General features: G+C 53.0%; 22 protein-coding genes. 15 read left to right on the top strand and 7 right to left on the bottom strand.

What is annotated here, in order from left to right; all coding sequences use genetic code 11:
• The first annotated feature begins 104 nt into the window (after positions 1–104).
• Entirely contained in the window at positions 105–686 is a 582-nt protein-coding gene (locus SD961_RS11295; RefSeq protein ID WP_318790458.1) for a TetR/AcrR family transcriptional regulator, read from the top strand.
• 129 nt (positions 687–815) lie between these two features.
• On the opposite strand, the gene SD961_RS11290 is transcribed toward SD961_RS11295, so the two are convergent.
• Positions 816–1,565: an SDR family NAD(P)-dependent oxidoreductase gene (locus SD961_RS11290; RefSeq protein ID WP_318790457.1), complete on the bottom strand. Its 750-nt coding sequence runs from the start codon at positions 1,563–1,565 to the stop codon at positions 816–818.
• 187 nt (positions 1,566–1,752) lie between these two features.
• Between SD961_RS11290 and SD961_RS11285 the strand changes: the two genes are divergently transcribed.
• The 4 genes from SD961_RS11285 to SD961_RS11270 all read left to right on the top strand — a co-directional run bounded on the left by SD961_RS11285 (position 1,753) and on the right by SD961_RS11270 (position 3,782).
• Entirely contained in the window at positions 1,753–2,637 is an 885-nt protein-coding gene (locus SD961_RS11285; RefSeq protein WP_318790456.1) for a LysR family transcriptional regulator, read from the top strand.
• 146 nt (positions 2,638–2,783) lie between these two features.
• Entirely contained in the window at positions 2,784–3,185 is a 402-nt protein-coding gene (locus SD961_RS11280) for a nuclear transport factor 2 family protein (RefSeq protein ID WP_318790455.1), read from the top strand.
• Between the two features lie 41 nt (positions 3,186–3,226).
• Complete coding sequence (locus SD961_RS11275) at positions 3,227–3,634, top strand: nuclear transport factor 2 family protein (RefSeq protein WP_318790454.1); 408 nt, start codon at positions 3,227–3,229, stop codon at positions 3,632–3,634.
• Positions 3,609–3,782, top strand: coding sequence for a hypothetical protein (locus tag SD961_RS11270; RefSeq protein WP_318790453.1), 174 nt, complete (start codon positions 3,609–3,611; stop codon positions 3,780–3,782). Before SD961_RS11275 ends, SD961_RS11270 begins: the two co-directional genes overlap by 26 nt.
• Positions 3,783–3,834: 52 nt before the next feature.
• Here the strand turns inward: SD961_RS11270 and umuC are convergent, their stop codons facing one another.
• The 6 genes from umuC to umuD form a co-directional block, all read right to left on the bottom strand.
• Positions 3,835–5,097: a translesion error-prone DNA polymerase V subunit UmuC gene (gene umuC / locus SD961_RS11265; protein WP_318790452.1), complete on the bottom strand. Its 1,263-nt coding sequence runs from the start codon at positions 5,095–5,097 to the stop codon at positions 3,835–3,837.
• Between the two features lie 362 nt (positions 5,098–5,459).
• A complete protein-coding gene (locus SD961_RS11260) occupies positions 5,460–6,011 on the bottom strand; it encodes a hypothetical protein (protein WP_318790451.1) in 552 nt (183 codons plus the stop codon).
• Positions 6,012–6,058: 47 nt separating this feature from the next.
• Complete coding sequence (locus tag SD961_RS11255) at positions 6,059–9,826, bottom strand: FAD-dependent oxidoreductase (RefSeq protein WP_318790450.1); 3,768 nt, start codon at positions 9,824–9,826, stop codon at positions 6,059–6,061.
• Positions 9,827–10,494: 668 nt separating this feature from the next.
• Positions 10,495–11,631 carry an MFS transporter gene (locus SD961_RS11250; protein WP_318790449.1) on the bottom strand — a complete coding sequence of 379 codons (1,137 nt, stop codon included), beginning with the start codon at positions 11,629–11,631 and terminating at the stop codon, positions 10,495–10,497.
• Entirely contained in the window at positions 11,628–12,170 is a 543-nt protein-coding gene (locus tag SD961_RS11245; RefSeq protein WP_318790448.1) for a helix-turn-helix domain-containing protein, read from the bottom strand. Before SD961_RS11245 ends, SD961_RS11250 begins: the two co-directional genes overlap by 4 nt.
• A 108-nt stretch (positions 12,171–12,278) precedes the next feature.
• Positions 12,279–12,698, bottom strand: a complete 420-nt coding sequence (umuD, locus tag SD961_RS11240; protein WP_318790447.1) for a translesion error-prone DNA polymerase V autoproteolytic subunit — start codon at positions 12,696–12,698, stop codon at positions 12,279–12,281.
• Positions 12,699–13,006: 308 nt separating this feature from the next.
• Here umuD and SD961_RS11235 point away from each other — a divergent pair, with 308 nt between their 5' ends.
• The 10 genes from SD961_RS11235 (at position 13,007) to SD961_RS11190 (ending at position 25,245) form a co-directional block, all read left to right on the top strand.
• On the top strand, positions 13,007–14,188 hold the full coding sequence (locus SD961_RS11235) for an HD-GYP domain-containing protein (RefSeq protein WP_318790446.1): 1,182 nt from the start codon (positions 13,007–13,009) through the stop codon (positions 14,186–14,188).
• A 405-nt stretch (positions 14,189–14,593) separates the two neighbouring features.
• The gene (gene otsB, locus SD961_RS11230; protein ID WP_318790445.1) at positions 14,594–15,403 is read left to right on the top strand and encodes a trehalose-phosphatase; all 810 of its coding nucleotides are present in this window, start codon (positions 14,594–14,596) and stop codon (positions 15,401–15,403) included.
• Positions 15,378–16,808: an alpha,alpha-trehalose-phosphate synthase gene (otsA, locus tag SD961_RS11225; RefSeq protein ID WP_318790444.1), complete on the top strand. Its 1,431-nt coding sequence runs from the start codon at positions 15,378–15,380 to the stop codon at positions 16,806–16,808. Before otsB ends, otsA begins: the two co-directional genes overlap by 26 nt.
• Before the next feature lie 1,027 nt (positions 16,809–17,835).
• Positions 17,836–18,189 carry a flagellar transcriptional regulator FlhD gene (gene flhD, locus SD961_RS11220; protein ID WP_318790443.1) on the top strand — a complete coding sequence of 118 codons (354 nt, stop codon included), beginning with the start codon at positions 17,836–17,838 and terminating at the stop codon, positions 18,187–18,189.
• Positions 18,189–18,767, top strand: coding sequence for a flagellar transcriptional regulator FlhC (gene flhC, locus SD961_RS11215; RefSeq protein ID WP_306206050.1), 579 nt, complete (start codon positions 18,189–18,191; stop codon positions 18,765–18,767). The genes flhD and flhC overlap by 1 nt, the downstream gene beginning before the upstream one ends.
• 133 nt (positions 18,768–18,900) lie before the next feature.
• Complete coding sequence (gene motA, locus SD961_RS11210; protein WP_306206048.1) at positions 18,901–19,788, top strand: flagellar motor stator protein MotA; 888 nt, start codon at positions 18,901–18,903, stop codon at positions 19,786–19,788.
• Positions 19,785–20,822 carry a flagellar motor protein MotB gene (gene motB, locus SD961_RS11205; protein ID WP_318790442.1) on the top strand — a complete coding sequence of 346 codons (1,038 nt, stop codon included), beginning with the start codon at positions 19,785–19,787 and terminating at the stop codon, positions 20,820–20,822. Before motA ends, motB begins: the two co-directional genes overlap by 4 nt.
• A 10-nt stretch (positions 20,823–20,832) precedes the next feature.
• The gene (cheA, locus tag SD961_RS11200; RefSeq protein WP_318790494.1) at positions 20,833–22,809 is read left to right on the top strand and encodes a chemotaxis protein CheA; all 1,977 of its coding nucleotides are present in this window, start codon (positions 20,833–20,835) and stop codon (positions 22,807–22,809) included.
• Positions 22,810–22,833: 24 nt separating this feature from the next.
• The gene (gene cheW / locus SD961_RS11195; protein WP_318790441.1) at positions 22,834–23,331 is read left to right on the top strand and encodes a chemotaxis protein CheW; all 498 of its coding nucleotides are present in this window, start codon (positions 22,834–22,836) and stop codon (positions 23,329–23,331) included.
• Between the two features lie 243 nt (positions 23,332–23,574).
• Complete coding sequence (locus SD961_RS11190; protein ID WP_318790440.1) at positions 23,575–25,245, top strand: methyl-accepting chemotaxis protein; 1,671 nt, start codon at positions 23,575–23,577, stop codon at positions 25,243–25,245.
• The last annotated feature ends 93 nt before the right edge of the window (positions 25,246–25,338 follow it).

The following is a 25,338-nucleotide window of genomic DNA, read 5'->3' as shown; positions in this document are numbered from 1 at the left end:
TCAGCACGTCACTTTGAACGCATTATGATGTATACTAATAAGTATATATCGATACTTGTTAGTATCATACGATACCGATTAGTATCATTGCAATGAGGATTATCATGCCCCGACTCAGCCAGCCCCGTTTACCTCCCCGTGATCGTCTGTTACAGGCCGCAGAGGCGCTCTTTGTTCAGGAAGGAATAGTACGCGTCACTGTAGATGCCATTGCGGAGAAAGCAGGTTCCACCAAGATGACGCTTTACCGCCATTTCGCCTCAAAAGAGGTTCTGGTGAAGGAGTGGATTACGCTGTTGACGGAGGATTACAGTGCCATATTTGATGAGCTGGCCAGGCAGTTTCCGCACCAGCCGCAACAGCAAATTATGGGCTTTGTGCGTTTTATTGCGGATAACCTGGGTGACACCCTGCAACGCGGCTGTCCTTTCACTAACACCCTGGCGGAAGCGGGCGATCAGTTCCCGGAAGTTCGCACATTGATCGTTGCGCATAAGCAGCGGCAATATCAGCGTCTCTGCACCCTTTGCCAGCAGGCGGGCATTACCGAGGCCGAAAATCTGGCAAAAGAGATTACGCTGTTGCTTGAAGGCATGCAGGTGGTGGCACAAAACGGCGGTTTTACCGATCTGGTTACCTTTACCACGCACTTGATTCAGCAGAAGCTGGAAGCGGCGGCAGGCTGAGGCTGCCCTTTTAACGAAAGGCAGCCAGCCGATTCAGGCATAATTGATGTAGCCTGCGCCGCAAAGCTGAAATGATTTATAAAGGGCTGATAAAACTATAAAGTTTAGTTAAATCAGTCAGGCGTCCGATCACACCTGCGCCAGACCGCCATCAACATAAAACTCAGAAGCGTTGATAAAGCGTGCATCATCGGACGCCAGGAAGGCTACGGCTTTACCAATTTCTTCAGGCTCACCCAGTCTGCCAAGAGGGACGTCTGCAGCAAGAGTGTCAAAAAGCCCCTGCCGGTGTTCTTCAGGCACCAATCCCCCCAGACCGGGCGTGCGTACAGGACCCGGACTGATTACGTTGACCCGGATGCCCCGATCTTTCACCTCCAGCGCCCAGGAGCGGGCAAAATTACGGACAGCAGCCTTACTGGCGCTGTAAACGCTGAAGCTGGCCGTTCCTTTGGCTGCTGCGGTGGAGCCAGTAAGAATCACTGAGGCGCCGTCAGTAAGGAGCGGCAAAGCCTTCTGTACCGTAAAGAGTAACCCACGGACGTTGGTGCCAAAAATACGGTCAAAGTGCTCTTCCGTAATCGCCTCAAGAGGCATCATATCGCCGCCGCCAGCATTGGCAAAAAGGATATCAAGCCGTCCCGACTCGTTCGCGATGGTTGAAAAAACGTGGTCAAGTTCTGCTAAAACCGACGCATCGGCCCGGATCCCTGTTGCCGCGGGGCCAATAGCGGCCACAGCGGCATTAAGCTCTTGCTGGCGACGTCCGGTGATATAGACCTTTGCCCCTTGTTCCGCCAGCTCCCGCGCTGAAGCCAGACCAATGCCAGTACTGCCGCCCGTTACTAATGCAATTTTATTTGAGAGTTTATTACTCATGATCTGTTTCCTCTTTTTTTAGTTTGCTGACCCGCAGGTCTGAAATTCATCTTTGTCGTGAGCGACAGCGAAGGTTGCCGCGATGGAAGAAGCATATCGACGAGCAGAGACTTTCAAAATAGAATGATTTGAAACTCATCATTGCAGATTTGAAATGAACAGATTCCCCGATTTTGAAGGACTCGCGATGTTTGCCAAGGTGGCAGAAGAAGGTTCTTTCGCCGCTGCGGCGAGAGTGATGGGCGTATCGGTCCCCACAGTGTCGCGTGCCGTTGCGCGGCTGGAAGAGCGGCTTGGGGGAAGACTCTTTAACCGTACCTCGCGCAAGCTTGCGCTGACAGAGTTTGGGCAGAGCATGGCGGCAAAAGCCTCAGAGATCTATCGCCAGGCAGAAGAGGTGGAGAGCGAGGCGCATGAGCTGTCAATACAGCCTCGCGGGCAGGTGCGCCTTGCCGTACCGATGTCATTTGGCCTGCGCTGGGTCGCCCCCTTAATGCCCGCGCTGTTGCGCCACTATCCGGAGCTTAGCGTGGATCTCCATCTCTCAGATGCCCCAGTCGATTTAATTGCTGAGGGCTTTGATGCGGCACTGCGCGTCGCGGCGCTGCCTGACTCCTCGCTGGTTGCGCGCCGCCTGTGCGCGGTGACACAATACCTTGTCGCCGCGCCTGCTTATCTTGCTGAGCACGGTACGCCTGCTCACCCCAGAGAACTCTCCGCATGTCAGTGTTTCAGTTATGCCTACCGCGCACGCAGCCAGGTATGGCGTTTTACCCATACCACAGGTGCACAGGAGGACATTGTGCCAGGCGGCCCACTGCGCGTGACCAATTCAGAAGCGCTTCTTCCATCGCTGCTTGAGGGGCTGGGCATCGCAGAACTGCCTGAGTTTATCGCTACTGAATATCTGCGCGACGGTCGCCTTGTCCGGTTGCTTGAGGAGTGGTCGTTGACACGGGGCGGCCTCTATTTTGTCACTCCCACCTCACGTAGTCGTCCGCTTAAGGTCAGGGTGCTCTCTGACTTTTTTGCCAGCCATTTGAGTGAGCCTGACTGGCGACTGCACGACTAAAACGTTCACGCCCGGCCAGACTATCCTTTCAAAAATGAAAGGATAGTTTTCACTCTTTTCTATTTTGTAATCTCCTGAAGTTCTTTATCGTATTGTTACGCCACCGATACCGCGCTGGCTCTTACCACTTCAGGAGCATATGCATCATGAAAACTGCCGTGCAGTTACTGCAAAATTATCTCGATACTATTCAGAATCCCCAGGCCGCCGCTGCCCTTTTCGCTGCTGATGGCGTGCTGGAACTGCCCTATCTCCAGACGTTGGGATTACCGCATCGCGTACAGGGTCCACAGAAGATTGAGGACTTTATTGCTGGTTTGCTGAAAAAGGTGCCTGATTTTCAGTTCCGTAATATTCAGTTCCTGATTGATACCCCGGCGCAGGCTTTTGGCGAATACAGCGTTGAGGCTGCCATAGCGGGTACCGACCGCCTCTACAAACAGACTTATGCTGGTCGCCTGGTTGCAGAAGAGGGAAAGATAAAGCTACTGCGGGAATCACTGGATACGCTGGCCGCCTGGCGGGCGTTTTCAGGTGAGCAGGGCTGAGTCATAAGCCGGCGAGTTTTGCAGACTAACAGAAGGAAAAAATGATGACGATCCAAACGCCACTGGCCGTAACAGAAGCTTTCTTCAGGCGCATCGCAACGGCTGAAGACGTTTTTGAGATCGCTGAACTGGTGAGTGAAAATGTAGACTGGCTGGTAGCCGGTAATACCACGGTGGTTCCGTGGATTGGCCGCAAGCAGGGCAAAGCAGGAGCAGCAGAATTTTACGCGCAGATCAGAGAAGAGCTGACCTCTGAACGCTTTGAGATCAAGGATATTCTGGTCAAAGATAAGCGTGTGATTGCTGTTGGCGAGCTGGCATCACGGGTTAAAAAAACGGGCAGGCTGATCGAAACAGAGTTCGTTCTGGAGATGATGGTTGAAGAGGGACTTATCACCCGGTTCCGTATGTTTGAAGACAGTTATGCCGTCTCTGAAGCCTGTCGCTGAAGCGGTAAATATCACCAGGGCTGCTGCCGGGCAGGGCAGCAGCCTTCTGCGTCAGGGTTCGACCTTCCCCGGGCTTCAGCATTTATCAGGCTTCGACTTCACCCTGCTTCAGCCAGTTTGGGCAGAGCAGGCATTTGTTGCCCGCTAATGCGCCTGATGCCCTATCTGGTCAGCATTAGCGGGTGAAGGTTAGCTGCCCTTTAGCCCACTTTCGGCAAATCTTTAAAGCTGGTGGTATAGGCGGGCGACAGCATCTCGCGCTTCATTGACCACTCCTGTTTGATCCCCTGGCCAGCGAACCAGACGCGGCTGCCGCTTTTCTCGTTTAATTTATCCAGGACGGCCATCAGATTTTCGCTGTGGGGTTTTGGCTGGAATTCATCAAACAGATTGAGCTGGGCCACGCCCTGCGTGAAAAAATCCCCAAGCATAATGCCCCCCTTCATATAACGATGGCCTGGCCGCCAGATTTTGTCCAGACAGCGGATCGCCGCGCTGATAATGTCACGGGTGTCCTGAGTCGGCGACAGCAGTTTATAACTGGCGGCGTTGGTGTAGTAAGGGTGCTCAGGATCGTGCGGACTGGTACGGATAAAGGTGCTGATCTCCCGGCAGTAGCGCTCCTGCCCACGCAGTTTTTCCGCCGCGCGGACGGCATAGCTGCAGATGGCTTCATGCATCTCCTGATATTCGGTAATACGGCTGCCAAAAGAGCGCGAGCAGAGGATGTTTTGTTTGGCAGGCTGAAGGGATTCCAGCTCCAGGCAGGATTCGCCGCGCAGCTCTCTTACCGTGCGTTCCACTACCACGCCAAAATGCTTGCGGATCAGGGCCACCGGCGTGTCGGCCAGCTCAAGAGCGGAGCGGATGCCCAGACTTTCCAGCTTTTTCGCCAGCCGACGCCCGATACCCCAGACCTCAGCCGCAGGCAGCAGCGCCATCAGCTTACGCTGGCGGAGAGGGCAGGAGAGATCCAGCACGTGGCCGGTTTTGGTCCACTTTTTAGCGGCAAAGTTCGCCAGCTTGGCCAGGGTTTTGGTCTGGGCAATACCCACGCCGACCCGCAGATGAGTATCCTGCCAAATCTTCTGGCGCACCTGATGACCAAATGTCTCCAGCGGCAGGCAGTTGCTGATGCCGGAGACGTCCAGAAAGGCTTCATCGATGGAGTAGATCTCAATGGCTGGCGCCAGCGCCTCCAGCGTGCTCATCACCCGCTGGGACATGTCGGCATAGAGCGTATAGTTTGATGAAAATACCGTGACGTTATGGCGCTGAATATGGTCACGTATTTTAAAAAAAGGCGCGCCCATCGGGATATCGAGCTTTTTCGCTTCTCCATTGCGGGCAATCACGCAGCCGTCGTTATTGGAGAGCACCACCACCGGTTGCCCCAGCAGGTCCGGGCGAAACACCGTCTCGCAGGAGGCGTAAAAACTGTTAACGTCTACAAGGGCAAACATGGTGTTTTGCCTGCTTTAAGGGGGAAAAACATGGCTTTCGGGCCGGGCAAATCAGCTTCATGCTGGCGGAAGGCAGAGAAGCCATCCGAACAGGAGAGGCACGCCATAAAAGGTGCGGGGAGAAGTGAAAATAAATGCTGAGCAGAGTGTGTAACTAACATAACGATCCTCCTTTTTTTACTGTGTTTATATACAGTATGGCGAAACGCCGGAGGCAATCAAGCGGAGCGGTAAAAATTCAGTAAGAAACGCAAAGCCTTTGAGGGGAGAGAGGGATAACTACGCGTTATTAAGAGATAAAGAGGCGGACACCAGCATATCGGGCGTAAAGAATCGCCGCGTAAAGCGGCGAGAGTGGAGTATCAGCTGTTGAGGTTGTCAGGCATGGCCCAGCCAAGCGCCTCAACTATTGCCCTGCGATAGGGCGTAGTCAACTGAGCCGGAACACGCTCAATATAGCGCCGTGCATGGTGCCGTTTTTCGCCTTCCAGTCCACTCAGATAGGCGATCGCTTCCTCTGCTGAGGGGATTTTCCCTTCGACAGAATCACTTCTGGCTGGCAGTGCGGTCCAGATCACCGCCTCGATGTCTCTGGCCTGCGCCCACTCCGCCAGAATACCCACCGGCCGTTCAGTCACTGTCAGGCTGCCAATTCCATCACTACGACTGGCGGGGATCCCTTCCCGCAGAGTGAGCGCGTGCCGTGCTGCCGCCAGATCCTCTGTCCCAAGCCACGCCCACAATACCGGTAAAGGTGCCGCATTCACGCAAATTGCTGTCGCCAGCTCTCCTGCCTCACCAATCCGGCAAAACTCAATGGGTATGGCAGGGCCATCCATCTTCCATTCACCTTTAACGGGTAACTGTTCCTGTTTCCAGATAAGCGACCCCCACCCCAGGCAAGCAATCTTCATGTTTTCCCTTTCTCTCACATCACTAAATTGCGGGTAAAACATCAAGTTTAGTAGGGCGTTCCTGTTTTTGTCGATGCTGAGAGCAGCGCTTCTGCCGCTTTTTTACCGGCCAGAAAAGCATGATCGGAATTGTAATATTCCCATTCACTGTATCGTCCGGAAAGGGTGATACCGTACTGGGTGAGCCATTGTCGAATTTTCGTCACGTTTGCCTGACGCTGATGGTCATAAATCACATAGGCGCAGGGAATATCGGTCTGAGAGGCGGTAAGCACCTCATCATCCGCCGTAAAAAGCCCCACCCTGATGCAATCCTCAATACAGCGCTGGTTCAGCGCCTCCCCGGTTAAAGGCAACGGAGAATCCTCGGTATAGGTCATTTCGCAAGTAAGCCCAAACCCATTTTCCGGATTGCAGAATGGACTGGCATTGCCCTGCATAAAGACGCGGTGGAAGAGCGTATCGCCCGGATAGTAGACCCAGTGCTTATCAGTAATATTCGCCCGTCCGATCCCCAGGTTCACGCAGCGTACGGAAGTGAATTTAAGCCCTGCCGCCGCCTCCCTGATCTCCTGTGGCGCAAATGTTCCCATCATCCTGATTAATTCCGGTAAAGGTAACGTGCTGATTAACGACTCATACTGATAGCGCTGTCCGTCGGAGAGGATCACTCTGCGTTGCGCCGGATGGATGCGTACAATTTCCGCGCCTGTTTTCAGCGTCCCTTTTAATAACGGCAGGAAACCTGACATCAAAGCCTGGAAACCGCCCTGCAGAGGATAGGCGAAGCGGGCATTCGGCCCCACAGGTTTGGCAGAAGGTTCCAGCGCGCCCTCAATAATCTGCGCCAGGTCGGGCAAGGGCACGCGTCCTCCCAGCCAGGAGGTTTCCATTTCATTAAGCGGAACTTTCCAGATCTTTTTGTTGTAGGGAATGGCGAAATGTTTGGCGATGCCAGCGCCCCAGGTACGATAAATAAACGACTCGAAATCAGGGCACTCTTTATCTTCACGCGTGAGCGTGCAGTCACCCGCTGCTGAAACAGTGCCATCGGCACAACAATCTTTATCCGCCAGGTCACGAACCGCTTTCAGATCCGTTCGTCCATAACGAGCCTCGATGGCTCCCAGCAGGCACTCTTTAATCACTGAGGCTGGCAATCCATATAATGCGCCCTGGAAAGGGTAACGGGTATAGACGCCATCGCTCCAGACCCAGGCTTCACGGTTTTGCCAGTGCAGATTTTCACCTAATAAAAGGGTGTACATCTCCAGCACATAGGGATCGGCAGAAAACATAATATGGCCAGCGTAATCAAAGACAAATCCCTTGTCGTTTACCGATCGGCACCAGCCACCCACAGCGTCATTGCGCTCAAGAGTTACCGCCTCTTCGCCAAGATGATAAGCGGCGCTAAGGCCAGTAGGACCCGCACCCAAAATCAGATATTTTGCGGATAGCGGGCGCTCTTCAGGTGCTGAAAACAAATTAACCACCGAATTATCCTCAGCAGAGAGGTAATTTGCCGGCTTATGCTGCAGGCGCTTTCTTGCCGCCTCATCAATCAGATCTTTCATCTGTGCCGCGGTTTCTAACCAGGAACTTCTGCTGACAATATCCCGCATTCTCTGCCGCATGCTGCGGATCTCTTTCCCCGTCATCATTAAAGCCTGCTCACAGCCAGTGATAAAACTGGCGGTATCAGTAGCGATAAAAATAAGATCGCCATACAGCATATCCACATCTTTTATCGCTGTGCTGACGACCGGCAGTTCCGCAGCCATATATTCCAGCACTTTTGTCGGGCTGATAAATTGAGTGGACTCATTAAGAGCGAAGGGCATCAGGCAGAGATCCCAGTCCGCCAGAAACTGGGGCAGAGCCTGATAAGGCTGCTGGCCGAAATAGTGAATATTGCTGGCTTGCGGCAGGGAAGAGGGATCTATTTTGACCACCGGGCCGACATAAATAAATTCCCATTCAGGATGCGCCGTCGCCAGAGCGGCTATCAGCGTAAGATCCATACGTTCATCTATAACGCCGTAATAGCCCAGTCGGGGATGCCGCATCTCCTGTTGCAGAGGATGACCATTACTTCTGTCCAGCGCCTGCTCGAAATGAATGGCATCCACGCTGCTGGGAAAACAGTGAATATTGCTATGCAGCGATTTTTTGGCTGCAAAAAGGCTCGGCCCGCCGGTAAAAACAATATCGGCCCGGCTGAAGAGCTCTTTTTCCCGATTCAGTAAGTCGCGTGGAGCATCTTTAAAAGCGGAGAGCTGATCCATGCAATCGAAGACAATTAAACCCGGTTCGAACGCCTCCATCAGCGGCAACGCCAGCGGCGTATAAAACCAGACGTAAGGGGCATCCTCATCCGCACAATATTCGCCAAGCAGGGGGCGCATCTCCGCTATCTGCTCGTCGCTGAAACCGGGCGAAGAGATCTCGGTGTGAGGACGTGCCACGGTAATATTGGGTGCAGGCTGGGAAAGGTGTAGCCCGGACGGCCCCTGTTCATACACAGGCTCTTCAACATACAAAATGCGAAAATGGGGGGCCAGCAGCGTTAAAAGATGCTGTGGACGCTGATAAACAAAATCCCAACGCAGGTGACTGAACACTATCATTAAAGGGGGCGTCATTTTTCTCTCCTCGCTGTGACGGCTTATGCGGTACTGATGTTCCTGAAAATGCTGCAGAAAATTTCTGGCATTAAGAATGGCATCTGCATAAGGTTGATTTAAGGTTCTTGTAAACAGGCCGGTAGTAAAAGGGGCGACATCCCATATGCCGCTGTGATGCCAGAGATCGCTGTTTTCCCAGTCATGGCGATCAATCGCCGGATAGAGGCAAATTCCCAGTAACTCTGTTCCCTGTAGTAAAGCGTGCGCGATTTCGCCGGTAATATGATTCAGCCAGGCACCTCTGCCGCTGCCGGGGTGGCTTGTTTCTGCCAGCAGAATCGGGCGCTGATAGCGTTGGTAAAGTGTGCCGAGCAGGCGATGCAATGGTTCGCGGCGGGGATCGCCCAGATGCCACCAGAGGCGGTGATGCGTGAGAAGCTCCCATTGGTTATCGTGGTAATAGTTGGCGCCGATAAGGTCCAGATAACGGGGCGCGCCGCCTAATTCAGGTTCAAGACGACCGCACAACATATCCCATGCCTGGTACTGAGCATCGCTTTCCGAACGGGCCATTTCCTGCAGCGCGTCGTCGGGTGCCACGATATGAATGACAGGATCGCAGTGCAGGATGCGGGCGCGCGGGTCCGCGAGCCAGATTGCATCGCAGGCGGCGATGGCAGCCCTGACCAGTAAGCGCTTAATGACCATCCCTTCAGGCAGCGATTCAGCCTCTGAGAAGGGGAAAAAGCCTACCGAGAGCGCCCAGCTGGTAAAAGAGATCTCATTTATCGGAGAATAGATGGGAGCATCGTCATAAAACGGGGCCAGAAAACGGGCCAACGCACCTGAAAACTCAGCAAAGCGCTGAATAAAAACCGCATCAGAAATCAGCGCCTCCGCCGGAAAGCCATAATGACAGATCGACCAGTTTATCTGGATGCCAGCTTTTCTGGCCGCCCTCATACAGCGCTCAACGCCAGAAAAATCATAGCCTGAGCGGGTAACACATTGTCGCCAGCCGGCGCTCTCCCGCACGGTGGTAATGCCTAACTCAGCCAGTGAAAAATAATCTTCCTCTACTTTACTCTGGTGCCCATTGGTAAAAGTCATCGATAAGGGTATTCCCTGCCGCGTTATATGATCTGCTCCCTCAAAGCCCGCCTGCCAAAAGGATGAAAATGGTGTCATATTTTATTCCAGCTAAAAATAAACGTGCCCACGAAAACCTCGGCCAGGACCTTTTTTATTTTAAGTCCTTTATGCTTTAAAATGAGGTATAGAGTCCTCATGTTCAGGAAGGAATTTTTAATAACGTCAGGGAATCGATTCTTTGAGTATTAGTCTGAGGTGGGGAAATTTCAAATGCGGCAGCAGAAATAAGTTAAATTTTCAGAATTTAACACCTTAGTTATTTATTAAGCTTCTTTTTTACAACAGGATAGGTACGGGGCGGCGGCGGGATTTATTCTGGCTCTTTAAAGCGTGACCTTGAACACGGTTTAAATTTATTGCTAATAAAATCAGGCTACATAATTTCTTTTTTTATTATAAATCAAAGGCAAGGTTTAAATATCGCTCAGGGGAATGTATTACATTAAAATAGTTAATGAATCCGACTTTTGTCAGTTCTCTTTATAATTAAATAGCAGCCTTATTAGTTAAAAGTAACAAGCAAAAGTAAATTATTTCATGGTCCTGAAATGATAGAATATTGCCTTGCTTGAATAGCTAAAAACACGTTTGTTTACAGCGAAACAGGATAAAATACGTTACCCGTTACCCGTTACCCGTTACCCGTTACCCGTTACCCGTTACCCGTTACCCGAAAGCGACAACCCTGCTGACAGAGGCGTCTGTTATTTTTTTTGCGTGGCAGGGCGTAAGAACATGATTAACAGTGAAAGCATGGAAAAGGTCACCAGCGCGGCAGTAGCGCTGCTTTGCGCGGAGAGCAGGCCAAACAGCGTGGCGCCAGCAACCTGACCCGCGGCCAGCATAAAAAAGACCACGCTGGCGCCGGTCGCCGGGGCTTTCTCCAGTGCGGAGACGCCACAAACCAGCAGAACGCCTGTCAGAGTGATATAGCCTACGCCACACAGAGCAACCGCAGGAAAAAACCACCCTGACAGCTCATGGCTGAACGCCAGCAAAAGCAGGGGAGCAGCCATACAGAGCTGAGAGGCACGGTAAACCTGGTGCAGACCAATGGATGAGGCAACCGGGCCGGTCAGCACGCCCAGGATCCCCGCCGCGCCGCTGACCAGCCAGAGCAGATTTGCGGTGCGGGCGTCCACGCCAACGTGATGACGCAGGATCTCGGGTCCAAAACTCCACCATGCGGCGCTGGCCATTCCACTTACGAAGGCAATAATCATCAGGCGTACCAGCGCACGGCAAAAAAGGGTTTGCCGCCAGCTTCCCCGTTCTGCGCCCTGACTCACGCTTTCACGCGGCAACCAGCGCAGCGCGGGGATGGCGCAAATCAACGCCAGCAGGGCAAAAATCCAGCAGGCCATGCGCCAGCCACCCGGCACAAAAAACAGTACCGGCACGGAGAGAATGATGCCTGCGCTGGTTCCGGCATTGATCAGGGTATTCATCCCCGGCTGCTGTTTTTCGCTAACCACACGACTTACTGCGTCGGCAAGGGAAGGCGAGGCGAGGCCAGGGCTTAAGCCGGCAATAAAAATCCCGGCAGCAAGCCCTGCCGGAGCGGATGAGAGTGCCAGCACAATCAGACCGACTGCGGCAAACCCCGCGGCTGCGGCTGCCATCAGACGGGGCCCCGCGCGCCTGGCCAGAAGCGGTGAAAAGAGGATTGTCAGACAATAAGCAACAAAGCTACAGGCAGAAAGCAGGCCTGCTACCCGTGGTGTGAAGGGAATATCGCGTACCACATCCGGCATCATCAGCCCCCAGGAGAAGCGGGCCATACCATAGCTGACGGCAATCAGCGAAAAGCCGGTAATGCCAAGCGTCAGGGCACTTTTCATCGCTTCACCTCTGGCCTTGCGATCAACCGACTGGCCGCATCTCCGGCATGGCGGGCGGCGTCCGTGCCTACCACCAGCGCGGTGGTAATAGCGCCTTCAAACAGCATCCAGAGGGCATCAGAAAGCGCATCGTTTTCCTCTCCCTGCGCGTGGCTGACGCAGGCCGCAATGTACTTTCTTAACGTGTAGCGATAGTCGAGGGCGAGCGCTGCCAGAATAAGATCCTCTTCAGCATATTCGCCCCAGGCTTTCATAAAGAAGCATCCCAGCGCGCCCTGTTCCTGCATCCACTTGCCCAGCACGATAAAAAGCTGGCTTACTGCCTCCGGATGCGTGGGGTGAAACAGATCGGCAAAGAATCTTTCACTTCTTGCCGTCATAACCGCACTGGTGAGCACCTCCCTTGAGGGAAAATAGCGATACAACGTCCTTGTGGAGACGCCCGCTTCGCGGCAGATCCGGTCCGTGCTGGTAGCATGGAAGCCGTTGAGATAGAACAACCGTTCGGCGGCCTGCAGGATATCTTGTTTTTTATTCATCCTTAAAAAGTAAACCGATCGTTTTACTTTTGCAACCCGGCAGCGGCAAAAAGCGGTTCAGCTCCCGCGTTATTGCCTGCCGTGATCCCTTACGGCGGCTCTGGCTCGCTACCGCGCCGCATAAATAATGTAAGTAATCACGCCAAAGATGTTCAGGCCCTGTTCATCATCAATATCGATAGAGGGATAGCTGGGGTTCATGGAGAGCAGCCTGACGCAGGGGGTAAGCTGTAGCTTCTTCAGGGTAAATTCGCCATCAATAGCAGCAATCACCCGGTCGCCATGCTGCGGCTTCAGCGAACTGTCCACTACCAGCAGATCGCCGTCGTTAATATTGCCCTCGATCATCGAATTCCCGGCAGCGCGAAGAAAGTAAGTAGCGCTGGGATGAGTGACCAGCAGCTCATTCAAATCGATTCTGGACTCAACGTAGTCTGCTGCCGGGCTGGGAAAGCCGCAGGCCACACGCTCGACGTACAGGGGCAGCGTCAGGGAAAGCGGGGCCTCAGCCAGCTGATAAATATTCATTATTATGACTCAATGTTACTGTGTGTATGTACAGTATTATCAATTACGCCACCTGAGCAAGTGCTTAATAAGCAGAAATTTCTACCCTCCTGTTCCCTGAGAAAATTTAGCGATCGCCTGGCAGCCGTTTTCAGCTCATCTGCTGAGGAAACAACAGGCAGAACTTTTAGTGGCAGGCTACAGAGTGAACAGCGGGTTAATTTGTAAAATTCCAGTAAAAAGTGCCTTCGGTTACTGCATCTACTGAAGGTTTTATCGGCAAAGCCGATACCAGTGCTGAAGGGAGGAACAGGAGGAACAGACAGAGGATGATAAAGCGAATTCAGGTACAGCAACTGCGGCTCGGAATGTATGTGCATAAGCTGGAGGTATTCTGGCTGAAGCACCCATTGGTGCATAACGACATGCTACTCACCACCGATATGCAGATTCAAATCATTGCGGAAAACGACATCAAAGAGGTCTGGATAGATCTCGCCAAAGGGCGCGGCCCTGATAAAGCTGAAACCGGAGCCGGATCGGATCGGGGCATCGCCTCGTGTGGCCCTGGCGGTATGTATGAAGAAATTGGGCAGGCGCAGGCGATCTGCCTGAATGCCAAAGGGCAGGTGATGGGGATGTTCAACGATGCCCGGCTCGGAAGAACCATTGACACGGGCAGCACGTTGCCGCTGGTGGATGAGATCGGCGGATCGATCAGTCGGCATCCGGCGGCGTTACTGAGCGTGGTGCGGCTTAAAACCCATGACGACTATACCTATCTGCATTCAGTGGCGGTCTGCGCGCTGATGATTTCTCTGGCGCGGCAGCTTGAGCTGAATGAAGAACAGGTGCGGCGGGCGGGTATGGCCGGGCTGTTGCATGATGTCGGAAAAGCGGGCATCCCTCTGGAGCTCCTCAACAAGCCAGGTAAGCTGACCGATACAGAATTCACCCTTATGAAGCAACATCCGGTCATCGGTGAAGCCTTGCTGCGTAAAAGTGGCGGGGATGAGGATTTGCTGGATGTGGCGTTACATCATCATGAGAAGGTAAACGGCTGCGGTTACCCGCACGGGCTGAAGGGCAACGAGATTTCGCTGCTGGCCCGGATGGCAGCCGTTTGCGATGTTTATGATGCTGTTACCTCAAACCGGCCTTACAAGTCCGGCTGGAACCCCGCCAGCGCCATGCATCAGATGGCGAGCTGGGAAGGGCATTTCGATCGTAAAGTATTCTATGCCTTTGTGAAGGCGGTAGGTATCTATCCGGTAGGATCAGTCGTTCGCCTGGCTTCCGGCCGTATCGCCGTGGTTGCAGAACCCGGTGACGCTTCTCTGCTACAGCCGAAAGTCTGCGCTTTCTATTCGCTGGTCACTAACCAGAGCATCTCGCCGGAAAAGGTCGATCTCTCGGATCGATTTTGTTGGGACAGCATTACCGGCCCGGAAGAGTCCACCCACTGGCAGGGAATGGATCTTAATGCACTGTGGATGGCACCGGTTGCCTGAGCTGCGGCTAAACTGCGCATTGCCTTATCGCCCAATGGCCAGCAAGGTCTTATAACGTTAACCCCCATCAGCACACTATCTTTACCTCACCTCAGCCCGTTGCACTTCATCAGCGTTGCTATAGCCTTACCCAGCCGCTACTTTTCCCGAGCCATAGAGAGAAACATTTCGCCTTTATCCTATGTATTTTTCTCCAGTGATTTGCCAGTCTGTGTGACCATCACCAGGCCGGCCGCCCCGTTTCGCCTGGCAAAATCGGGATCGGCCACTATACTGAATACTGATAATGTTGCGTTTTCCTCGTGCGTTGGGGTCATACAGATTTTTCTGTCCCAGCCCGTTTATCAGGCTGACTCACTGCCTGCTTAACGTAGCGCCGTAACATACTCAATCAGGAGGAATACTTTGAACACCCAGAATGAGTCCGGTCCCCGGTTAGCCGTGGGCGGACAGTATGCTTTCTTCTTTGATGTTGACGGGACTCTGGCTGCAATCCAGTCCCGACCAGATGAAGTGTTTATCCCAGAGCAGGTTATTGCGCATCTCGCCCGGCTCGCCCGGTTATCAGATGGTGCGCTGGCACTGGTCTCAGGCCGTCCGATTGCAGAACTGGATGCGCTCGCTTCTCCTCTCCATCTTCCTCTGGCAGGCGTCCACGGCGCAGAACGCCGGGATGCTCAAAATCGCGTTGATCGTCTCTCCCTGCCGGATGAGGTTGCCAGCTCGCTCTCACTACTGCTGAGCGATGCGATAGCAAAGATGCCCGATACCCAACTTGAAACCAAAGGCATGGCCTTTGCGCTGCATTATCGCCGCGCGGAGCACTATCAGCAGGAGATCCTCGCCCTGGCCGAAGCGATGTGCGAGCGTTTCCCCATAATGGCTCTGCAACCAGGCAAATGCGTGGTGGAGCTGAAGCCGAAAGGCGTAAATAAAGGCGCTGCTATTAAAGATTTTATGCAGCAGCCTCCTTTTGCTGGCAGAACGCCCGTCTTTATTGGCGACGATCTGACAGATGAAGCCGGTTTTACCGTGATTAATGCCCTGGACGGCATCACCATTAAAGTGGGCGAGGGTCCGACAGAAGCAACTTCGCGGCTGGCGGATGTTAACGCCGTTTATCACTGGCTGGAACAAACACTATTACAATTAGATCAAGACGAAACAACGTCGGTAAGGAGTCAAGGTTATGAGTCGCTTAGTAGTCGTATCTAACCGCATCGCTGTACCCGATGGGTCAAAAGCCAGCGCTGGCGGTCTGACCGTGGGAATTATGGATGCCCTGAAAACCACTGGTGGGCTGTGGTTTGGCTGGAACGGCGAAATCAATGAAATCGGTGAAGATGACGAGGAGATGAGCCTGTTTGAACAGGATAACGTCACCTACGCCTCGTTTGGGTTGAATCAGAATGATTACGACCTTTATTACCTGCAGTTCTCTAACGCTGTGATCTGGCCCGCCTTCCACTACCGTCTGGATTTAGTCAATTTCCAGCGAGAAGCGTGGGAAGGGTATTGCAACGTCAACACCATGCTGGCAAAACGCCTGCTGCCTTTCCTGAAGCCAGACGACATTCTCTGGATCCACGATTATCACCTGCTGCCTTTTGCTGCTGCGCTGCGTGAGTTGGGTGTAACCAACCGGATTGGCTTCTTCCTGCATATTCCTTTCCCAACGCCGGAAATTTTCAACGCGCTGCCGCCGCATAATGAGCTGCTGGAGATGCTGTGCGATTACGATCTGCTGGGCTTCCAGACGGAAAGTGACCGCACCGCGTTCCTGGAGTGCCTGTCACTGATGACGCAGCTGCAGACCACTGGCAAGCAGCACCGCGCCTTTGGCAACACTTTTGCCACCGAGGTTTATCCTATCGGGATTGAGCCGGACAGCATTAAAGAGATGGCCGAAGGGCCGTTGCCACCGAAAATGGCCGCGATGAAAAGAGATTTGGGCGATGCTAAAAATATTATCGCCTGCGAACGTCTTGACTATTCCAAAGGGTTGCCTGAACGCTTCCTGGCCTATGAAGCGCTGCTGGAAAATTACCCGGAACACCGCGGTAAGATCCGTTATTCGCAGATTGCTCCAACCTCGCGTGGTGATGTACAGGCCTATCAGGACATTCGTCATCAGCTGGAAACGGAAGCAGGGCGGATTAATGGTAAGTACGGCACGCTGGGATGGACACCGCTCTACTACCTTAATCAGCACTTTGATCGTCGGCTGCTGATGAAAATATTCCGCCTGACGGATATTGGACTGGTGACGCCGTTGCGTGACGGGATGAACCTGGTTGCGAAAGAATATGTCGCGGCACAGGACCCGGAGGATCCGGGTGTGCTGGTCCTCTCTCGCTTTGCCGGTGCCGCCAATGAGCTGACCTCTGCGTTGATTGTTAACCCTTACGATCGTGACGAAGTTGCTGCTGCACTGAATCAGGCGGCTACGATGCCCCTGAATGAGCGCATCTCCCGCTACAACGATATGATGGCGGTATTACGCAGAAACGATATTACGCACTGGCGTAAAAGCTATCTTAAGGATTTAGAGGCAGTAGCACCCCGCAACCCGAAGCATGGAGAGGCCAGTAAGGTCGCTGTGTTTCCACGCCTGGCATAAATAGCCAGCCGCGACAGGGGCGAATTCTCCTCTTCTGGCATAAGTTGTGCCAGGTCAGACAAAGGTGAATTCTCTTCTGCTAGCATAAGTTGTGCCAGACTTGATAAGGGCGATCTCAGATCGCCCTTTTTTTTATGCAAAAAACCGCTGTAAATCGAGACTCCTGTCTTAAATTCGTCATAAAAAGAGCCATTAATAAGAAAAATAACGAAAATATGGCTTTTAACCTAAAGAATGAGCGCTACCTGCCGATACTGACTGTGAAAAGTAAAATCCCTTGCAAAACATTCACATCCTTTATGTTACTCCCCGTTACATCCCTTTTCAGAGCCTGAACACAAGCCTGGCAAGGCTTACGGAACGTTATCGCTTCCTGTTAAAAACCTGTGTTATGTCACAATTCAGCCATCCTATCCAGAACTGACAGTCACTGAATGTGACTATTCTGTATGCATGGCCGATGGCCCATTACCAGCATAAAATTCTATTTATTTTTGTAAAGTTAGAAATTTTAACTGATATTGATCTAAATCACACCGCCGTTCCCTTTAATACTCGTAAACGGAATCATTTTCATTTGGAAACGGGCACCCGAACAGAAAATTTAACAAAAAGGGGGCAAATTGATTAGTTAGTGAACTAACCAACAGCAATGCTGAAGGGTTATTTTAGTTAAATTAGTCCAAAAGTGTGACCTGCGTCACACTTTATCTAAAATTTCGGTTGGCTCTCGTTGTATGTCGAAATCAGAGGGGATAGAGTTGCCTTGTTTTCGGAATAGTCCTAAAAGGCGGCAGGAAAAATCCTAAAGCCAGGGCAGGGAACGAGAATGAAGACCGGGAGCAGTAACTGGCAAAATGAGTTAATGACTACTTTCTGCACAGCAGCGATTAACGCAGCTGGCAGCTTCGCAAACGTTTGGCTTCTGCCACTTAATTATTTGCCATTTTAGAATTACCCAGCAGCAACCAAGGTAGCGGCGCAATCCGCAAACGTTTAAGTAGTGTCAGTCAGGATGGAAAGAAAAATGGGTACATCAGAATTACTCAAACATATTTACGACATCAACTTGTCTTATTTATTGCTTGCGCAACGCCTTATTAATCAGGAAAAAGCCTCTGCAATGTTTCGTCTGGGCATTGACGAGCCAATGGCTGATGCCCTCTCGCAGCTGACGCTGCCAGAAATGGTAAAACTGGCTGAAACGAATCAGTTAGTGTGCCAGTTCCGTTTTAATGACCACAATACGATTACTCGCTTAACTAAAGAGTCTCGCGTGGATGATTTACAGCAAATCCATACCGGTATTCTGTTATCCAGCCGTTTATTACGCAACGTGTCGGGGAAAGCGGACGAATTGCCGAAAAAGAGGGCGAGTTAATGAGCGAGAAAAGTATTGTTCAGGAAGCGCGTGATATTCAGCTGGCGATGGAGTTAATTTCGTTGGGCGCGCGTCTGCAAATGTTAGAAAGCGAAACGCAATTAAGCCGTGGCCGCTTAATTAAGCTCTATAAAGAACTGCGCGGCAGTCCGCCTCCGAAAGGTATGCTGCCTTTCTCAACTGACTGGTTTATGACCTGGGAGCAGAACATTCACTCTACGATGTTCTGTAACGCCTGGCAGTTTTTACTCAAAAGCGGGTTGAGCAAGGGTGTGGATGCCGTGATCAAGGCATACCGACTCTATCTCGAGCAGTGCCCGCAACAGGACGAAGGCCCGCTGTTGGCGCTGACTCGCGCCTGGACCTTAGTCCGGTTTGTTGAGAGCGGAATGCTGGAATTGTCCGACTGCAAATGCTGCGGCGGCAGCTTTATTAATCATGCACATCAGCCAGTCGGCAGCTTTGTCTGCAGCCTGTGCCAGCCGCCATCTCGTGCGGTAAAAAGACGTAAACTTATCGTAGAATCTGCCGATAACATTTCACAACTGCTGGATGAACAGGTTAAACAAGCCGTTTAATAGTGTTCACCACGTGGAATGAATCCAGCAGCGGTTAATAACCGCTGCTTTTTTTTTGCCCACGCCTGGTGAAACAACCTGACTCCCTCTGGTTCATTTTTAACCCACACGTCACCAGACGTAAGGATCGCTTGTGTTAATTATTTTAGGGTATGTCCTGGTTCTCGGGTCGGTGTTGGGAGGCTATGCAATGGTGGGGGGGCACATGGGTGCGCTCTATCAACCTTCAGAGCTTTTGATTATCGGTGGCGCGGGCATCGGTGCCTTTATTGTCGGAAATAATGGCAAAGCGATTAAAGCCACCGTGAAATCCCTGCCTTTATTAATGCGCGGCGCAAAATATAACAAAGCCGTCTACATGGATTTGATGGCGTTACTTTATCGCCTGATGGCGAAATCCCGTCAGCAGGGGATGCTTTCGCTGGAAGGGGATATTGAAAGTCCGCAGGAAAGTGAAATTTTTGCTAATTACCCGCGCATTCTTGCCGATAAAAGATTAGTGGACTTCATTACCGACTATTTGCGACTGATGGTCAGCGGCAATATGAATGCCTTTGAGATCGAAGCGCTGATGGATGAAGAGATTGAAACCTACGAACACGAATGTGAAGTTCCGGCGACGGCACTGCAAACGGTAGGGGATTCACTGCCAGCCTTCGGCATCGTGGCGGCGGTAATGGGGGTGGTACATACGCTGGCCGCCGCCGACCGTCCCGCTGCAGAGCTGGGCGCGTCAGTGGCCCATGCGATGGTGGGGACATTCCTGGGTATTTTACTGGCCTATGGATTTATCTCTCCCCTGGCGGGCGTGTTGCGGCAGAAGTGTGCTGAAACCACCAAGATGATGCAGTGCATAAAAGTGACGTTGCTCTCAAGCCTGAATGGGTATGCGCCGCAAATTGCCGTTGAGTTTGGCCGCAAAACGCTCTACTCAACCGACAGGCCGTCGTTTACCGAGCTGGAGGAGCACGTCCGTAACGCGAAATCACCCGCGAAACAGACTTCGGATCAAGACGCATGAAGCATAACAATCATCCCATTATTGTGGTTAAGAAAAAGAAGCACAAAGGCCATGAAGGTGGGCATGGGTCATGGAAGATTGCTTATGCCGACTTCATGACCGCATTGATGGCGTTCTTTATGGTGATGTGGCTGATTTCCATCTCCACACCTACAGAGCGTGAGAGCATAGCGGAATACTTTAAAACGCCGTTGAAGGTTGCTATCACCGGCGGTACACGCAGCAGTGAAAGCGTCAGCGTAATCCCGGGCGGCGGAGAAGATCCGACGCAGAAAAAGGGAGAAGTGCAGAAGGTCATGGATATGGATGCGCAGAAACGCAAGCTGGATGACATCCGTCTGAACCGTCTGCGTGAAAAGCTTGACCAGCTGATAGAAGCGGATCCAAGACTCAAAGCGCTGCGTCCCCATTTGATCATCAATATGGTGGAGCAGGGCCTGCGGATCCAGATTATCGACAGCCAGAACCGGCCAATGTTTAAAACCGGCAGTGCCGAAGTGGAGACGTACATGCGCGATATTTTACGGGGAATCGCGCCGATCCTTAATGATATTCCAAACAAAATCAGCCTGGCCGGCCACACCGATGACTTTCAGTATGCCAATGGTGACCGTGGGTACAGTAACTGGGAATTGTCAGCCGATCGTGCTAACGCCTCGCGGCGTGAGCTGGTAATTGGTGGGCTGGATAGCGGCAAGATGCTGCGCGTGGTCGGCATGGCCGATACCATGAGATTAAAAAACCGCGGCGCGAATGATGCTGTGAACCGTCGAATCAGTCTACTGGTGTTGAACCATGACACCGAAGTAGAGATTGAGAAAGAAAACGCGGAAAGCGACGCGACGCAAATCGGCAACGATCCGGGCGCGCTTAAAGAAATCGTTGCCCCGGCTATACCGTCCGGAGCAACAAAAAACCCTGACCCTCAACCTTCAGAGGCTGGGCCAGCGGGTGATAAAGCCACGTCGGGAGCAGTAGCCCCGGTTAAGCCAACACCAGCGGTTCAGACCGATCGCGACTCACAGCAGAGGTGATACCGTGAGCATGGATATCAGCGATTTTTATCAAACGTTTTTCGATGAAGCCGACGAACTGTTGGCCGACATGGAACAACACCTGCTGGGATTAGACCCGCAGGAACCCGACTCGGAGCAGCTTAACGCTATCTTCCGTGCGGCCCACTCAATTAAAGGCGGAGCGGGGACCTTTGGTTTTACTGTATTACAGGAAACCACGCACATTCTGGAAAACATTCTCGACGGTGCTCGTCGCGGCGAAATGCAGCTGAGCACCGATATCATCAACCTGTTTTTGGAAACTAAAGATATTATGCAGGAACAGTTGGATGCCTATAAAACCGCCACGGAACCAAATGCCGAGACGTTTGAATACATCTGTCAGATGCTGCGTCAGCTGGCCCTGGAAGCCAAGGGTGAAGTGATTGAGCCGCCAAAAGTCCTGGCGTCTGTGGCTGCTCCGGCAGCGGCCGCAGGTCTGAGACTGGCGCTGGTCGATCTGAAGCCGAACGAAATCCCGCTGATGCTGGAAGAGTTAGGTAATCTGGGCACGGTTTCTGACGTGGTTAAGGGTGAAACCTCCGTTGAACTCACCCTGGACTCCTCTGTAGGTCAGGATGACATCGTGGCCGTGCTTTGCTTTGTGATTGAAGAGTCGCAAATCAAATTCCCCGCCGCCGGTGCCGCTACGCCGGTAGCAGAAGTGGTGGTCGAAAAGCCGGTTGAAGAGCCTTCTGCGCCGTTGGCGACAGTCAGCGACATCACGCCTGCGGTGAAACGTGAAGCGCCGAAAAAAGCGGCCGCGCCGAAAGTCAGTGAATCGACCAGCATCCGCGTTGCGGTGGAAAAAGTGGATCAGCTGATTAACCTGGTAGGTGAACTGGTGATCACCCAGTCTATGCTGGCGCAGCGTTCAGGCGAGCTGGACCCGGTGGCGCATGGCGACCTGCTGAACAGCATGGGGCAGTTAGAACGTAACGCCCGTGACCTGCAGGAATCGGTGATGTCCATCCGTATGATGCCGATGGAATATGTCTTCAGCCGCTTCCCGCGTCTGGTTCGCGACCTGGCGAGCAAGCTTGGCAAAGAGGTGGAGCTGACCCTGCTGGGGAGTTCTACTGAACTGGATAAGAGCCTGATCGAACGCATTATTGACCCGTTAACCCACCTGGTGCGTAACAGTCTGGATCACGGTATCGAGTCACCAGAGAAACGCCTGGCTGCGGGCAAAGACGCGGTAGGTAACCTCACGCTCTCCGCCGAGCATCAGGGTGGCAATATCTGCATTGAAGTGGTGGATGACGGTGCGGGCCTGAACCGTGAACGTATTCTCACCAAAGCGCTCTCTTCCGGCCTGCCGGTCAGCGAGTCGATGAGCGATGAAGAAGTTGGCATGCTGATCTTCGCCCCTGGCTTCTCAACGGCGGAGCAGGTGACCGACGTCTCTGGCCGCGGTGTCGGCATGGACGTGGTGAAGCGAAATATCCAGGAGATGGGCGGCCATGTCGAGATCTCCTCTAAACAGGGCAAAGGCACCACCATCCGTATCCTGCTGCCGCTGACGCTCGCCATCCTTGACGGCATGTCTGTACGTGTGGCGAACGAAGTCTTTATCCTGCCGCTGAACGCGGTGATGGAGTCGCTGCAACCGCTGGCTGATGACCTGCATCCGCTGGCCGGAGGCGAGCGTGTGCTGGAAGTGCGTGGCGAATACCTGCCGCTGGTGGAGCTGTGGAACGTGTTCGACGTGCAGGGTGCAAAAACTGAAGCGACTCAGGGCATCGTGGTAATCCTGCAAAGCGCCGGAAAGCGCTATGCGATGCTGGTAGATCAGCTGATTGGTCAGCACCAGGTGGTGGTAAAAAATCTGGAAAGCAACTATCGCAAAGTGCCGGGTATCTCTGCGGCCACCATCCTGGGCGATGGCAGCGTGGCGCTGATTGTCGATGTTTCGGCACTGCAGTCTCTCAACCGTGAAAAGCGTGTGGCGGGAGCCGCGGCCTGACTTTAACCGATTAAGGGTAGAACTATGACTGGAATGGCAACTGTCACTAAACTTGCTGGCGAAACCGTAGGCCAGGAGTTCCTGGTGTTTACGCTGGGAGACGAAGAGTATGGCATTGATATTTTGAAGGTGCAGGAGATCCGTGGTTACGACCAGGTGACCCGTATTGCTAACACCCCTTCATTTATCAAAGGCGTGACTAACCTGCGCGGCGTTATCGTGCCAATCATCGACCTGCGCATTAAGTTTGCGCAGCCGGATGTGATTTATAACGAAAACACCGTGGTGATCGTACTCAATCTGGAACAGCGCGTAGTGGGTATTGTGGTGGATGGCGTCTCTGACGTGCTCTCCCTGACCACCGATCAAATTCGTCCTTCTCCGGAATTTGCGGTCACCATGTCTACCGAATACCTGACCGGCCTGGGCGCGCTGGGCGACCGCATGCTGATCCTGGTGGATATCGAGAAGCTGCTGAACAGCGAAGAGATGGCGCTGGTGGACGTGCTGCGCAGCGCCTGATAACTGCGCAGGTCGCTAACAGAGGGCTGTACGTAACGCGTACAGCCCTTTTTTTCAGAGCAGGCAGCGAGATTACCGCGCCAGAAGCGGCTTTAATTAACTACAAAAGTCTAAAGTAATGTTTGCTCTTTGATTTAAATAGCAAAATATATCTCTTACAAAACCCTCCTTTACCACATAAAGTTTCAATATTCTGCGCCGATAGATCTAATGTTGTTCCATTTCATACATCAAGGGTTCCCTATGTTTACACGCATCAAAGTGGTTACCAGTCTGCTGTTAGTGCTGCTGGTCTTCGGCTCCATGCAGCTGATCTCCGGCGGTCTGTTTATTCGCGCACTGACCAGCGATAAAGAAAGTTTTTCCATTGCACAGAACTCGAGTGACAACGTGGCGGCGTTTACCGACGCATGGATTGCGCTGAACCAGACCCGTATCACCTTAAACCGTGGCATGCTGCGCCTGCAAAGTGATACGGCCAACAGCATCAACAGCGCCTCTCTGACCGCTATCAGCGATCAGGGGAAAAGTTTACTGGCGGATGCGGATAAAAGTTACAGCAAATATAAAAGTATCCCCAACACTAAGGGGCTGGATCCGGCGGTGATTTCCAACCTGGAAAGCAACTACGATAGCTACTCAAAAGCGCTGTCGCAGATGCTGGATCTGATGAGCAGCAAACAACTTGACGAGATGTTCAAACTGAACATTGAGCAGAAGCAAAACGACATGCAGGCGGCCTATACTACCTGGCGTAACGCGCAGAGCGTGATCACCGTGCAGGGCGTGGCGGCTAATGAAGCAGCCTACACCACTATGCTGTGGGTGATCGGCACGGTGATGGTGTTGGTGGTAGCGCTGATTGCGCTCTGCTGGGTAGGGCTGCGCAAAGTGCTGATCACCCCGCTGCAAACCAACATTACTCATATCAGTCATATCGCAGGCGGCGACCTGACCCATACGATTGAAGTTGAAGGTCGTAATGAGATGGCCCAGCTGGCAGCCAGCCTGCTGGAGATGCAGCAGGCGCTGGTACGTACCGTCAGCGACGTGCGTGACGGTTCCGATGCGATTTATACCGGCGCCAGCGAAATTGCCGCAGGTAATAACGACCTCTCCGCCCGTACTGAACAGCAGGCCGCTTCGCTGGAAGAGACCGCTGCCAGCATGGAGCAGCTGACTGCCACCGTGAAGCAGAATGCGGAAAACGCCCGTCAGGCGTCCCAGCTGGCGCTCAGCGCCTCTGAAACGGCGATGAAAGGCGGCAAAGTTGTGGATGGCGTGGTGAAAACCATGAGCGATATCGCCGGAAGTTCCAAGAAAATTGCTGATATTACCAGCGTGATCGACGGCATTGCTTTCCAGACCAACATCCTGGCGCTGAACGCGGCAGTAGAAGCTGCCCGTGCCGGTGAGCAGGGGCGTGGCTTCGCTGTAGTAGCAGGCGAAGTGCGTAATCTGGCTCAGCGAAGTGCGCAGGCCGCGAAAGAGATCAAAAGCCTGATCGAAGACTCGGTAACCCGCGTAGACAGCGGTACTGCCCTGGTAGGCACGGCGGGTGAAACGATGGCGGATATCGTCAATGCCGTCACCCGCGTCACAGACATCATGGGCGAAATCGCCTCTGCGTCAGATGAGCAGAGCAAAGGCATTGATCAGGTTGGCACTGCGGTCACCGAGATGGATCGCGTGACGCAGCAGAACGCCTCGCTGGTTGAAGAGTCCGCTACCGCCGCCGCCGCGCTGGAAGATCAGGCCAGCCGTCTGACCCAGGCTGTGGCCGTATTCCGCGTGCGTAAAGAGCAGGGCAGTAAGCCAGCGCTGCGAACGCCTTCCCTCAGCCGTCCGGCTCAGTCTGTGGCGCGTAAGGCCGCTGTGCCTGCCGCCTCCGAAGGCAACTGGGAAACCTTTTAATTTCTGAAATCCTGTAAGAGGTCTGTCCGCTGAGCAATCGGCGGACAGCTGCATAAAGTTCCCCTCCGCCGTGCCGATAACAGTGCCAATTGT

The organism is Erwinia sp. MMLR14_017 (assembly GCF_033657285.1).
GTDB lineage: Bacteria > Pseudomonadota > Gammaproteobacteria > Enterobacterales > Enterobacteriaceae > Erwinia.
The sequence above is the reverse complement of the archived record's forward strand: the minus strand, read 5'-3'. Positions and strand labels throughout refer to the sequence as shown.